The sequence below is a fragment of the Legionella santicrucis genome, assembly GCF_001468135.1.
Lineage (GTDB): Bacteria > Pseudomonadota > Gammaproteobacteria > Legionellales > Legionellaceae > Legionella > Legionella santicrucis.
This window is the reverse complement of the sequence record NZ_LNYU01000072.1, coordinates 24,710-38,587: the sequence shown is the minus strand read 5'-3', so window position 1 is coordinate 38,587 and position 13,878 is coordinate 24,710. Positions and strand designations below refer to the sequence as shown.

Here is a 13,878-nt window from a genome sequence, read left to right as displayed (position 1 = left end):
CAAAGCGTGGTCTTCAGCCACTCCATTGTGTTCCACAATAAGGGCTAATTGGCATAAAGGAAGTACTTTTTGATAACAGTCAGGATGAACAAATCCCTTATCATTTGGGGGAAGAGTGGGTTCAGGCAGTGCGGTTGCTTCTCTAAAGTCACCTAATTCCCATTGCTGTAACGTGGCCTTCATGGAAGAGACTGCTTCTTCACCATACCCATGGTGAATGCGCTCGATGAGCTCATTGGCTTTGTCGCTATAGGCAAGTGATTTTTGTTTTAATTCCTGGAGGGTTTGGATCTCTTGTAAAATATTCAGCATGGGCAAGGGTGACATAGTTTCTTTCTCTAAGGTTGGATAAGGTTAGGTGGCCAAATTAGCTTCTTTACTAACCGCATAGGGGTTCACCAACAGTTAGACCAGTACAACAAAAAATGGCTCGCCTGGATTCAATGTGTGCATACTTTAATCTAAGTGATTGCTCAATATAACTGTCAAAAATGAACAGGGTACAGCAGCTGAAAAAAATAAACTTAGTGAAGGCGGTGTATCTGGAATTAGATCATTTATAGTTTGAGTAAATGTTTTTCATATTTTTCAACAGGATCTCTGTTTATTTGCTGAATAAGGGATTAGTAGAATTAGTAAGAAATATAATGTGTAAGTCTTGATGTTGGCGAGCATAAATGCGTAAGGCATTTTTACACTATTTTAAAATACCCATATACAAATATAATTAGTTATTATAGGCATTTGATCTATGGTTGATTTTTCTTTTTAGATTGAGCTAATAATTAGCCCCCTATAAACTTTTGTTGAAAATTTATAGGGGGCTAATTTATTACTAAATATTGTTTATAATGAACAGGGTTGGTTTTATTTCATTATGGTTGCAATTCGTTTTTAACCTAATAATTTATGAGGCAAACTTTCAATGCGCCCAGCCTGGGTGACAATGACGTAATTTAGTTTACGTTGTAGCTCACTAATTGTATCCGCACCCGCATAAGTTAAACCCGATCTTAAGCCTCCAACAATATCGGCAATAATTGCATCAGGATTATCTTTAAAAGGCACTTCTGTTGCTACACCTTCGGCAGTTTTCCATTCATGCATTTCACCCAAGAAGTTCTCTTGAGCTTCTTTAGAGGCCATACCCCGATAACGTTTCACTTTGCTGCCATCATTTTTTTGAATGACTTCGCCAGGAGTTGGTGATGTTCCAGCTAACATACCACCAATCATCACAAAATCAGCACCAAAAGCTAAAGCTTTTACTATATCTCCAGATGTTTTAATTCCACCATCTGCAACAATAGAACGATCTGCGCGCGAGCAATCTTGGATACAGGTTAACATCGGGACCCCAAAACCCGTTTTGATGCGAGTACTGCATACAGAACCACCGCCAATTCCAGCTTTAATGATGTCGGCGCCACAAGAAGCAAGATAATCTGCACCCGCGTAGGTGGCAACATTTCCTGCCATGATACAACGATCAGCGAGTATTTGACGTAAGCTTTTTAATGTTTTCCCCACATACTTGGCATGCGCATGGGCAACATCCACACAGAAATAATCAGCACCTGCATCGCGCAATGCTTCTGCTCTTTCTAGTTCAGCCGTGGAACAACCAACAGAGACGAAAACAATGCCATTACACTTTTTAAATTCTTCGATATTATCTTGTACAGACATAAAGCGGTGTAAGGCACCCATAGCTCCTTTAGAGGTCATGAAATTGGCCATAGCACTTTCAGTAATTGTATCCATATTGGAACTGATTACAGGCAACTCCAGAGTTAATTTGCCTAAGCGGTCTTCACTCGTAGTTTCTACTACTCGTCTTGATTCATGATGATTGTATGAAGGAACAAGGAGAACGTCATCAAAGGTGATGGCATGATCGGTCATGGTAAATCCTTAAAGTGCATACTATAACCCACATTTTATACTGGGTCTATTTTTGTTTATTCTTCGTTAAACATGATTCTTCACTGTCCATATATTCACACGGATAGGTTTGATCGAATCAAAATGATTCGATCAAACAGATACTTTTCAGAATAAGAATATGGGCTATAAATGTTCTGCCGCATAAAATGCAAGTCTTGAGCGTTCTCCGCGGGTTAAGCTCATGTGGGCGCTGTGTTCCCAGCTTTTAAAACGATCCACTGCAAAAGTTAAACCGGAAGTTGTTTCACTTAAATAAGGGGTATCGATTTGTTTGATGTCTCCAAGACAAATAATTTTCGAGCCAGGGCCTGCGCGTGTAACCAAAGTTTTAATTTGCTTTGGGGTTAAATTTTGTGCTTCATCAATAATAATGTAACGATTTAAAAAAGTACGACCCCGCATAAAGTTTAAAGAACGAATTTTAATTTTATTTTGTAATAAATCCTGGGTTGCACCACGTCCAAAGCTACCTCCAACCTGTGAGCTATGAAGTACTTCTAAATTATCCATTAACGCCCCCATCCAGGGAGTCATTTTTTCTTCTTCGGTGCCTGGAAGAAAACCAATATCTTCGCCTACGGGAATAGTGACACGAGTCATTAAAATTTCAGAGTAGCGGTTTTGATCTAAAACTTGGGTTAATCCCGCAGCGATTGTGAGGAGCGTTTTTCCTGTACCTGCAGGGCCTTGCAAACTGACAAAGTCAATCTCCGGATCCAAAAGCAGATTTAATGAAAAATTTTGTTCACGATTTTTCGCGTGAATTCCCCAAACTGAATGTTTGGTATAGTCACGAATTAATTGAATGACCGCATGATCATTTTCTAATTTTTTTACAATGGCTTGAAATTGATCATCTTCGGTACTGAGGCAATCATTTGGATTCCATTGTTCAATCAATGGACCAGCTACTTTATAAAAAGTTTTGCCACTTTCTTGCCAAGATCCCATGTCTTTAGCATGAGTTTCCCAGAAATCATTGTCCAGTATATGTAAGCCTCGATGCAGAAGATTGACATCATCCAGTACTTGGTCACTGTAGTAGTCTTCTGCAAGAATCCCAAGTATTCCGGCCTTGATGCGCAAGTTAATGTCTTTTGACACAATAATAACTTGCATTGTCCCTGCATGCTTTTTTTGTAATCCTAAGGCCGTAGCAAGAATGGTATTATCTACTTTATGCCCAGGTAATGTAGATGGGACCACTTGATTAAATTCATCAGTTTGAAAAAACAGTTTGCCGCTACACTTTTTTTTATCCGAATAATTAGGGATTGGTAAACCGGATACAATTTGTTCATGAGAGGAGTTGCTCATAAGTTCTACCAACATACGATTGGTTTGTCGTACGTTGCGTGCTACCTCCGATGTACCCATTTTATGATTGTCTAATTCTTCTAATACAACCATTGGCAAGTAGATATCATGCTCTTCAAAATGATAGATGGCTGTAGGATCATGCATTAAAATATTAGTGTCGAGTACAAACAGCTTCGGAATGGTATTGCTTTTATCCATAAATTCACCTTTATGATGGAGCCATTGTCATTAAAATCTGTAGCCTAGGCGAAACAGGATTTTAGGTCATAAAACCTGGGTTTCACCCAAGTTACTATTCACTGCTATTAAGTTAAGAGTGTAGGAATGATAACTTCCTGACTTAACGCGAGTTCAGATAAATAATCTATTTAGATCCAGTTTCTCTATCTATCCGTTCGGGCTGAATGGATCGAAGTAAAACCACGCTTTTAAATCTGAAACTCACGTTAACTTAATGGTAGCGAGGCTACTGCTTTGTTATTAATTTTGTTTTATTGTGCTTAGGGAATGAAACGCAGTCAAGGAGAATATCCTTATTTTAAAGCACCTAACACTTCTTCCACGTGGCCATTGACTTTAACTTTTCGCCATTCTTTCACCAGGTTGCCTTGAGGATCAATGATAAAAGTACTACGTTCAATGCCACGTACTTGTTTGCCATACATAGATTTCATTTTTATTACATCAAATAATTGGCATAATTGTTCGTCTTGGTCACTAATGAGCTCGAAAGGAAAGCTTTGTTTGGCTTTAAAATTTTCATGTGATTTCAAACTATCACGGGAAATTCCAAATATTTGTGCGTTTAAAGCTTGGAATTGGGGATATGCATCTCTGAAGTTTTGACCTTCAGTGGTACATCCTGGGGTTGCATCCTTAGGATAAAAATAGAGAACTACATATTGTCCTTGATAATCATTAAGTTGGCCCGAAATTCCGTTTGTTGCAGTAAAGGTAAAATTAGGTACGGATTCTCCTATATTCATCAGTCTCTCCCTATTTTTTTCATGATGCGTGAACGATCTCTTTGCCATTCACGATCTTTAATTGTATCTCGTTTGTCATGTTCCTTTTTACCTTTGGCCAGAGCAATTTTGATTTTTATTTTATTTTTTTTCCAATATAAGGAAAGTGGTATTATGGTATAGCCTTGGCGCTCGACACTTCCGATAAGTTGATTCAATTCTTTTTTATTTAATAAAAGTTTTCGAGTACGGATTGGATCTGGAATGGTATGTGTAGACGCTGTAATTAGTGGTTGAATTTGTGCCCCTAATAAAAAAGCTTCACTATTTTTCAGAATAACATGTGAATCGGATAAATTAATTTTTCCAGCACGTAAGCTTTTCACTTCCCAGCCTTCAAGTACAAGACCAGCCTCGTATTGCTCTTCAATAAAATAATCAAAACTTGCTTTTCGATTGAAGACAATAGTGGAATCGGATTGTTTTTTGTTGGTCATAAAATTTATTCTTTAGCACGCTCTCGATCATGCTTGTAATCTAGTGGTAATTGAGGATAGACTCTATTTAAATCTTGATCAACTGCCACTCGGTTATCAAAAACAAAGCATTGACCTTGCCAGAGCGATTCTTCTTGGGGCATTTGTTCCATATAATTAAGAATACCATCATGTAAATGAAAAACATTCTCAAAACCAAGTTCTTTTAAATAAGCAGTTGATTTTTCACAACGTATGCCGCCAGTACAAAACATGGCTATCTTTTTATCTTTTTTGTCAAGCAAACAGTGTTGTACATATTCCGGAAAATCGCGAAAATTTTCTGTATTAGGATTAATTGCGTTTTGGAATGTACCTAATTCAAATTCATAATCATTACGAGTATCGATTAGGACAACATCAGGGTCCGAAATGAGTTCATTCCATTCCTGAGGAGTCAAATAAGTCCCTACAGCCTTCAATGGATCCACATTTTTGATACCCATAGTCACAATTTCTTTGCGAAGTTTGACTTTGGATTTCTCAAAAGGATTTTCATTATCAAACGTTTCTTTGAATTTTAAATCGGCTAGGCGTTCATCCTTATGGATGAATTGGTAAAAAAGATCCATTTGCGCGCGTGTGCCTGCAAAACTACCATTAATTCCCTCAGATGCTAATATAATTGTACCTTTGATACCGATTTCTTGCATTTGGGTCAATAAAGGTTGGCGCAAAGTTTCATAATTTTCTAAGGAAACAAATTTATAAAATGCTGCAATGACTATTTCTTTCATTGTACTACCTGACAATAGAAACAAAAATATTCAGCAAAAATTACCATTTACACAGAATTTAATCAATAGGCATGATTTAAATGCACTCAAATTGGGTTTAAATATTAAGCAAAAATTAATTAAATGCGTTGACAAAAGCCAATCAGCGATCATACTGTTATATACCAACACAGGTATTCGTGTTTTTCATACCCCGCCGGGCTTATAAGGAGATAATATGGCACATTACATTAGGAAGTTACGTTGGTTTTTAGCCCTTTGTATTTTTATCCCATTAATCAGTTTTGCCGCTACCCCTGTAAAATCTATGGTTGTTTTTGGCGATAGTTTGTCTGACACAGGCAACACCACACATTTGCTTAAAAGTTTACGCCAAGAAGAAGACCCCGCATTTTTAGTGGCACCATTTAAAATATTTGTATTGAACAAAATGGTTGAATTTGCTGAAGAATATTATGTTCCTCAAATGGTATTAGATTCAGGTATCGCCATTGTTACTGAATTTTTTGATAATCAGCTGGCACCCTATATTGCGAATTTAGTCAGTAAAGTCAAGATGGTTCCAGTATTGCCAGGAAAACCTTATTGGAATTCAAGATTCTCTAATGGGCAAGTATGGAATGAATATTTAGCGAAAATGATTTCTATTGCTTCAGATGATGAAGAGGTTTATTTGAACCGTGCGTTTGGCGGAAGTTGGTCTGCTACTTATGACTATCAATTAACGGTATGGAACTTAATTCGCCATCCACTAGGAACGATCAAAAATCTCATTGTGGGTAAGCTCGTTCCTCCAAGTCTTGGTTTAACTGTCCAAGCCTACTTATTAGAACATCCTTCTCTAAGTGATGAAACAGTATTTTTTGTCTTCTCAGGCAGCAATGATTATATCAATGTTTTGTTTTTTGAAGATAATTATAATACTGAAATTATGAGTACTTATGTTGATAATGTTCTCTCAAGCACTGGTTCTGCGGTAATGAAATTAATGAAATCCGGAGCGCGTCGTTTTGTTATTATGGGGTTACCTCATTTGGGTGATACGCCACGCGTAGTACAAACCACGGATAGAGAAGTTTTGAATAATGCAATCGATATGCACAACGAACGTCTTCAAAATCGCATGCAAGAGTGGGCGAAAATCTATCCTAATGCAGATTTCCTCTACATTGATATGCAAGAGTACATGCAAAGGGCTTTAGAAAATCCAGAAAACTATGGTTTTACTAATACTAAGGATGCATGTATTGATGTGAAGCTACCCATGTATGATGCATTTCGTACCTCGCCATTTGCTCATAACTATGTATTACGTTATGCGCAAGTGCTCCAATATAGAGATGAAAGCTTCGCTGCTGGAGATAAAAACTATCACGTTTGTGATACTCCAGAGAGTTATTTATTCTGGGATGAGATTCACCCAAGTACTCGAGCTCATGGATTAATGGCTTTTGAAGTATGTACTGCAATGAAAGATCATGGATATTCAGTGACCTGTAAAAATCCTATTGAGTAATTAAAGGGATCTGTATTCTTGTGATTTATTAGTCGTGTAGCCCCCTGATGGCAACAGTCATTTAACTTAATGGCCGTGCCTGGGGGGAGGATAGCAGGAACTTATAGGTTATTTGCTACCTCTTGATCACATCTCGAACTATGCCCTGCGGCTTGTCCTCGGGGTTCAGTATTTTAGCGCAGTACCCCTGAATTCCGCGGGCAAGCCGCGATATGTTGGAATGTTTAGGCTATTCTTAAAGGATAAAAATGATTTATATCCTTTCTGATTCGTTGAGCATGCGTGTTAGTGATTTATTCATGTTTATGGCATAATTCCTGTTTTTATTGATTCATGTATCGTTCAACTACGGTTTAGTGAAACGAGGAGTAGGTTATGTGTGGAATAATCGGCGCTGTATCTGAAAGGGATATTAGTAAAATTTTACTCGAAGGATTGCGACGTTTAGAATATAGAGGTTATGATTCTGCCGGTATCGCAGTAATTGATAATCATGGACATTTAAAGCGCATACGAATTCAGGGTAAAGTACAAAACTTAGCCGATGCCATGCAAGAAACTGCAGTTATGGGAAATACCGGAATTGCTCATACTCGATGGGCCACACACGGTAAGCCTTCAGAACAAAATGCGCATCCTCATTTATCTCATGAGCAAATTGCCTTGGTGCATAATGGGATTATTGAAAATCATGAAAAGCTGCGCCATGAATTAACCACTAGAGGGTATCTGTTTACTTCTGAAACAGATACAGAAGTTGCTGCTCATTTGATTCATTATCACTATCTTCAAAGTGAAAATTTACTTACTGCTGTACAGGCTGCTGCAGCAGAAATGCATGGTGCTTTTGCTTTAGGGGTTATCCATCAACAAAAACCTATGGAGTTAGTTGCGGTCCGTAAAGGAAGTCCATTGGTTGTTGGCATGGGTATTGGTGAAAATTTCGTTGCTTCGGATAGCCTAGCATTAAAAGCTTTTGCCCAATCAGTCCTTTATTTAGAGGAAGGTGATAGTGCATTTATTACTCCTAAAAGCGTTGTCATTTATAATTCATCAAATGCAATTGTTGAGCGTCCCTCCCATCTTTTAACGAGCAATGCCGAAATTGTAACTAAAGGTCCTTATCGACATTTTATGCTCAAAGAAATTTTTGAACAATCTAAAGTCCTGGCTGATACTATAGAGGGTCGAGTGAGTTCTATTGAAGTGCTTAGAGCTAGTTTTGGCGAACGGGCTTCTCATGTATTTCCGTTAGTCAAACAAATCCACATTGTTGCTTGCGGTACTAGTTATCATGCGGGAATGGTTGCAAAATATTGGTTAGAGTCTTTAGCCGGGTTGCCAACACAAGTTGAAATTGCTAGTGAATATCGTTATCGCGATGTGGTAGTTCCCAAAGATTCATTGTTTATCACTATTTCCCAATCAGGTGAAACAGCGGATACTCTTGCTGCCTTACAGAAAGCAAAGGGTATGCCATATTTAGCCAGTTTGGCTATTTGTAATGTAGCAACAAGCACTTTAGTAAGAGAGGCTGATTGTGTCTTTCTAACAAGAGCCGGTGTCGAGATTGGTGTAGCGTCTACCAAGGCCTTTACTACTCAATTAGCTGCATTTTTGATGTTAGCTACGGTTCTTTGCCATGATAGTCGCGCTAACGAGGTTCTCAATCAATTACAAGAGTTACCTGCATGTTGTGAGCGGGTACTAAAGATGAATACAGAAATTGAAGGCTTAGCCTCTCTATTTGTGAATAAAGCACACGCCTTATTTTTAGGACGTGGCGTTGAATATCCAGTTGCTTTAGAAGGTGCATTAAAGCTTAAAGAAATTTCTTATATTCACGCTGAGGCTTATCCTTCGGGTGAGTTAAAACATGGGCCACTCGCTTTAGTTGATGAGAACATGCCAGTTGTAGCTGTTGCTCCTAATGATGAACTGCTCGATAAATTAAAATCTAACTTACATGAAGTAAGTGCGCGAGGGGGCCAATTATTTGTTTTTGTGGATGACAGCCAAAACTGGCGGACAAATGGAGCACACTTAATTAAAGTTCCCTCTTGTGGTACATGGGTTGCTCCTATAATTTACACGATTCCTTTACAGTTATTGGCTTATCATGTTGCTGTTGTTAAAGGTACAGATGTGGATCAACCACGTAATCTTGCCAAATCAGTAACTGTTGAGTGATAATGTGGCGTTTTTTATAAGTCATCCTTAAAGTAATTATGTAGCGTAGATGAAGCGGATTATGACGCATCTTCAAAGTTACATGATATTAAGATTTAGGGATGGGATAATTAAATTGTTATCTATTTATGTGTTACGGGGATGTAAATGACTCAAGAGATGTCGGGATTAGCTGCAATTATTGCGCAAGAAATTAAAGTTAAGCCAGCGCAGGTAGAGGCAGCCATTCGTCTGCTGAACGAGGGAGCAACAATTCCTTTTATTGCTCGTTATCGCAAGGAAGCTACTGAAGGACTTGATGATATACAATTACGTTTTATTGATGAGCGCGTGCTTTATTTGCGTGAATTAGATGAGCGTCGCGCTGTGGTTTTACAGTCAATCCGCGAACAAGAAAAATTAACTCCTGAACTTGAAAAGAGCATTTTAGCCGCAGATACTAAAACGCGACTTGAAGATTTATATTTACCGTTCAGGCCTAAACGTCGCACCAAAGCACAGATTGCTGTAGAGGCGGGGCTAGATCCATTGGCTCAAAAGCTTTGGAAAAATCCAGATCTAGATCCAGAAGAGCAAGCCGCTCATTTTGTGAATCCTGATGCTGGGGTTGAGGATGCCAAGGCAGCGTTAGAAGGGGCGCGCCATATATTAATGGAACATTTTGCTGAAGATGCAGATTTGATTAATGAATTACGTGAATATTTATGGCAACACGGTATTGTTAAATCAGTAGGCAGCGCTAAGAAAAAAGAAACAATAAACAAATTTTCAGATTATTTTGATTATGCTGAGCCAATTAAAAAAATCCCATCACACCGTGCTCTAGCATTATTTCGCGGACGCCGCGAAAGTGTCTTACAAGTGAGTTTGGTGTTGCCTGAGCATGATCTTTCTTATGGCGAACATAAAGTTGCAGCTCATTTCCATATCGCTGATTGCCAAAGAAAAGCAGACGACTGGTTGTTAGAAACCGTACGTCTTACATGGAAGATCAAATTATTTACTAAGCTTGAGCTCGAATTACTTACTCGTTTACGTGAAATTGCGGATGAAGAAGCAATTAAAGTTTTTTCCAGAAATCTGCGTGACTTATTACTTGCAGCCCCAGCGGGTCCTAAAATTACTATTGGACTGGATCCTGGAATTAGAACGGGAGTTAAAGTGGTTGTCGTTGATGAAACAGGTAAGTTACTGGATTACACTGTTGTTTTTCCATTTGCACCACAACACGAATGGCATTCAGCGATTACGGATTTAGCTAAACTCGCTGCAAAGTATCATGTTAATCTCATTAGCATTGGTAATGGAACAGGTTCCCGCGAAACAGAACGATTAGTCTCTGAACTCATCAAAATGTATCCCGATTTGAAGCTCAATAAAGTGATCGTAAGTGAGGCAGGGGCATCTGTATACTCTGCTTCAGAAATTGCCTCGCAAGAGTTTCCTGATTTGGATGTAACACTAAGAGGGGCAGTTTCTATTGCGAGACGTTTACAGGACCCACTTGCAGAACTGGTAAAAATCGAGGCCAAATCAATTGGTGTTGGCCAATATCAGCATGATGTGAATCAAACTCGCTTGGCTCGAAGTCTTGATGGTGTTGTGGAAGATTGTGTTAATGCGGTAGGAGTGGATGTAAATACGGCTTCAGCAGCTTTGTTATCCCATATTTCTGGTCTTAATGAAACTTTAGCTAAAAATATAGTGCTTTACCGTGATGAACATGGGGCTTTCAAAAATAGAGTGGAATTGAAAAATGTTGGTCGTATGGGCGATAAGGCTTTCCAACAAGCAGCGGGATTTTTACGCATTATGAATGGTGATAATCCTTTGGATGCATCTTGTGTTCACCCAGAAGCTTATCCATTGGTTGAAAAAATTATTGCTAATAAAAAAGTAGATATAAAAAATTTGATTGGTAATAAAGAAGAATTACGTAGTGTGAATGCGGCGCAATTTGTTGATGAGCAATTTGGTTTACCAACCATTAAAGATGTATTGAGTGAGTTGGAAAAGCCAGGCCGTGATCCTAGACCTGAATTTAAGACGGCACAATTTAAAGAAGGTATTGAAGACATTGAGCATTTACAAGCAGGCATGATTCTTGAAGGTGTGGTCAGCAATGTGACTAATTTTGGTGCTTTTATTGATATTGGTGTGCATCAGGATGGCTTAGTTCATATTTCGGCAATGACGCATAAATTTATTTCAGACCCACGTACTGTAGTGAAGGCTGGCGATATTGTAACAGTTAAGGTCATCGAAATAGATAAAGAAAGAAAGCGTATTGGCTTGAGTATGAAATTAGACGATGAACCTTTAAGCACGCCAGTGAGAAAAACAGTTAAAGCTTCTGAAACAAAAAAAGCGCCTCAGGCTAAAAAATCAGAGCATAAGAAAAAAACGGAAATGAGTAAGAAAGTTGAACCCGTTAAAAAAACTGTATTCAATACAGCAATGGCAGATGCATTAGCTAAATTAAAACGAAATCAATAAATAATCATGCAGCTATAGCCAAAAGTTACGGGATAAGTCCACGACTTGTTCGCGATTAGGATCTCGCGAACAAGTCGTGAGAACTAGAAATAAAGATGAATTGAATGGCAAGCAGATTAATGTTGATTTAATCGATACATAATACGGTGGAAAATAATGACCAATACTCCAAAGGGAGACCTTGCTATCCAAACTTTGGCAATGCCAGCAAGTACTAATGCTAATGGTGATATATTTGGCGGATGGATAGTCTCGCAAATGGATTTAGCGGCTGGAATTTTAGCAAAAAGATTAGCCTTAGGGCGCGTGGCAACAGTTGCTATCCATTCCATGAGTTTTTTAAAACCAGTCCATGTTGGTGATCTTGTGAGTTGTTATGTGAATTTGGTAAAACAAGGTAATACTTCCATGACGATTTGCGTTGAAGTATGGGCTCATCCTGCGACTCAAAGAGAAGCCTATCAAGTTACTGAAGGCGTTTTTGTTTTTGTGGCTTTAGACGAAGAGGGTAGAGCAAGACAGGTGCCTAAACAAACATGACCAGTAATTCTCCAGAGCTGTACCGTTTATTAACTGAAATGGCAACTTTGATTGAGCAAAACTCTGAGCCTGATCCTCAATTGTATATTTTATTTTTTCAGCAGCCAGAGCTTGCTTTTAAGCTCATCGATATCATTAATAATTTAGAAGAAAAGTTAGATGAAGAGCTTTCAGTTTATTCTGCTTGTGTTTTTGCTTTGGATATTTGCGTAGCTCAATTACAAGGTGCTGCCGAATCAAATAAAATCAGTGCTAAGACATTAATACAATTAATGACTCATTTAGCAGAACTAATAAACTCTCAAAAACATACGTTAAGTTTTTGGTTACCTATATTAAATTCTTTTTATGAGTCTCATGTTGAGCTCACCGATGATTTAAAAAATGCTTATTATGATTTGGCTAGTGACGAAGAGGAATTAATTAATGAGGGTGAACCTTTATCTCATTTAGATGCAATTCGTGATTTAATTCATGAGTTGTCTGATCTTTCTGTTTTTGATATTGCTGAAAATTTCTTTGCTCAAAGCTATGCTATGCCTGCTGATTTTTTTGCTGATCTTATAGTCGATCTCTATAACATCGAAGAAGGTGGCGATATTGCCTTACTGATATTGTTGCATCCAAAAGCAGAAGTGCGTGAAATTGCTATTGCGACCATGAGCCAAGTTATGGATGTAGTCACTTTAACCTCTATTTCCCTTTCGCGATTACAGACCATTAAGTATTGGTATCCTGAAAACTACCACTCTCTTTTTGATTCTTGGATAAAAATACAACGGAGAAAAGGAGTTGTATTCGCTCCTGAGCCTGAAATAGCTCATGCTATAATCAGAGCAACGGAAGTGGATGGTAGTGGTTCTCAAGGTCTTTTTCTTCATGTAGGTAAAAGTAGAAACAATAGACTGTGTGGGCTATTGCTCAAATATGAATTAGGTCTTAAAGATGCATGGATAACGCCTGCAATTTCATCAAAAGATGTGAAAGATTATTACAAACAAGCTTTTGATGAAAATGTGACCTTACGTGAAGTTGATTTATCTTATTTTACCATGATTGTAGAGCATTTTCTGACAGTAACCGTAGGACACGGTGAAATACCCAATCTTCACTTTTTAGAAATTCAAGAGTTACTTGGAATTCGTTTGCGACCGCAAGAACTGGATTTAGAACACTTATTTGACCAATTAGGAGTTCAAATTACTCCTTTTACCCAAGAAACAATCAAAAAGTCTTTGCAGCGTTCAAAATCTTGGCTAAAAAGTAAATCATTTACTGAATCTTGGTATTTGGAAAATCCTCTAATTGATAAAATTGTCAATCACAACAGTAGTTTTGTTGATGGAATTAGAGTTTGTCGTATGCAAGAAGCTATGGATGCGGTATTTAGTGAAGAGATGGAGTTACATCGTGTTAAATGGCAGTTTCACTTTTTATGGGTTGCTTTATGGATGAAGGCTAAAGAAAAAAGGAATGAAAAAATATGGCGAGATAGCTTTCTTATCGCTTATTCAATTCATGAGGGGGTACCGCTTAAAGAGATTCCGGTGATGCAAGAGATTTGTCGACAAACGGTAATTAATAGCGTAGAAACCATGCAAGAGAGAAGAACTCATTTGAGCCAGGAGTGA

General features: G+C 38.1%; 11 protein-coding genes. 5 read left to right on the top strand and 6 right to left on the bottom strand.

What is annotated here, in order from left to right:
• The 6 genes from Lsan_RS22640 to trhO all read right to left on the bottom strand — a co-directional run.
• The coding region (locus Lsan_RS22640; RefSeq protein ID WP_193392710.1) for a hypothetical protein at positions 1-327 on the bottom strand (327 nt) is incomplete at its 3' end.
• 567 nt (positions 328-894) lie between these two features.
• A complete protein-coding gene (locus Lsan_RS12720) occupies positions 895-1,905 on the bottom strand; it encodes a guanosine monophosphate reductase (protein ID WP_058514607.1) in 1,011 nt (336 codons plus the stop codon).
• A gap of 165 nt (positions 1,906-2,070) precedes the next feature.
• Complete coding sequence (locus tag Lsan_RS12715; RefSeq protein WP_058514606.1) at positions 2,071-3,465, bottom strand: PhoH family protein; 1,395 nt, start codon at positions 3,463-3,465, stop codon at positions 2,071-2,073.
• A gap of 335 nt (positions 3,466-3,800) precedes the next feature.
• The gene (locus tag Lsan_RS12710; protein WP_058514605.1) at positions 3,801-4,253 is read right to left on the bottom strand and encodes a peroxiredoxin; all 453 of its coding nucleotides are present in this window, start codon (positions 4,251-4,253) and stop codon (positions 3,801-3,803) included.
• Positions 4,253-4,729: an SsrA-binding protein SmpB gene (gene smpB, locus Lsan_RS12705; protein WP_058514604.1), complete on the bottom strand. Its 477-nt coding sequence runs from the start codon at positions 4,727-4,729 to the stop codon at positions 4,253-4,255. Before smpB ends, Lsan_RS12710 begins: the two co-directional genes overlap by 1 nt.
• A 5-nt stretch (positions 4,730-4,734) precedes the next feature.
• The gene (trhO, locus tag Lsan_RS12700; RefSeq protein ID WP_058514603.1) at positions 4,735-5,505 is read right to left on the bottom strand and encodes an oxygen-dependent tRNA uridine(34) hydroxylase TrhO; all 771 of its coding nucleotides are present in this window, start codon (positions 5,503-5,505) and stop codon (positions 4,735-4,737) included.
• Positions 5,506-5,722: 217 nt separating this feature from the next.
• On the opposite strand from trhO, the gene plaC reads away from it, so the two are divergent.
• From plaC to Lsan_RS12670, 5 genes are all read left to right on the top strand, one after another.
• A complete protein-coding gene (plaC, locus tag Lsan_RS12690; protein WP_058514601.1) occupies positions 5,723-7,021 on the top strand; it encodes a lysophospholipase/glycerophospholipid:cholesterol acyltransferase PlaC in 1,299 nt (432 codons plus the stop codon).
• Positions 7,022-7,396: 375 nt separating this feature from the next.
• Complete coding sequence (gene glmS / locus Lsan_RS12685; RefSeq protein ID WP_058514600.1) at positions 7,397-9,211, top strand: glutamine--fructose-6-phosphate transaminase (isomerizing); 1,815 nt, start codon at positions 7,397-7,399, stop codon at positions 9,209-9,211.
• Positions 9,212-9,358: 147 nt separating this feature from the next.
• Complete coding sequence (locus Lsan_RS12680) at positions 9,359-11,707, top strand: Tex family protein (RefSeq protein ID WP_058514599.1); 2,349 nt, start codon at positions 9,359-9,361, stop codon at positions 11,705-11,707.
• Between the two features lie 156 nt (positions 11,708-11,863).
• Complete coding sequence (locus tag Lsan_RS12675) at positions 11,864-12,247, top strand: acyl-CoA thioesterase (protein WP_058514598.1); 384 nt, start codon at positions 11,864-11,866, stop codon at positions 12,245-12,247.
• Entirely contained in the window at positions 12,244-13,878 is a 1,635-nt protein-coding gene (locus tag Lsan_RS12670; protein WP_058514597.1) for a hypothetical protein, read from the top strand. The genes Lsan_RS12675 and Lsan_RS12670 overlap by 4 nt, the downstream gene beginning before the upstream one ends.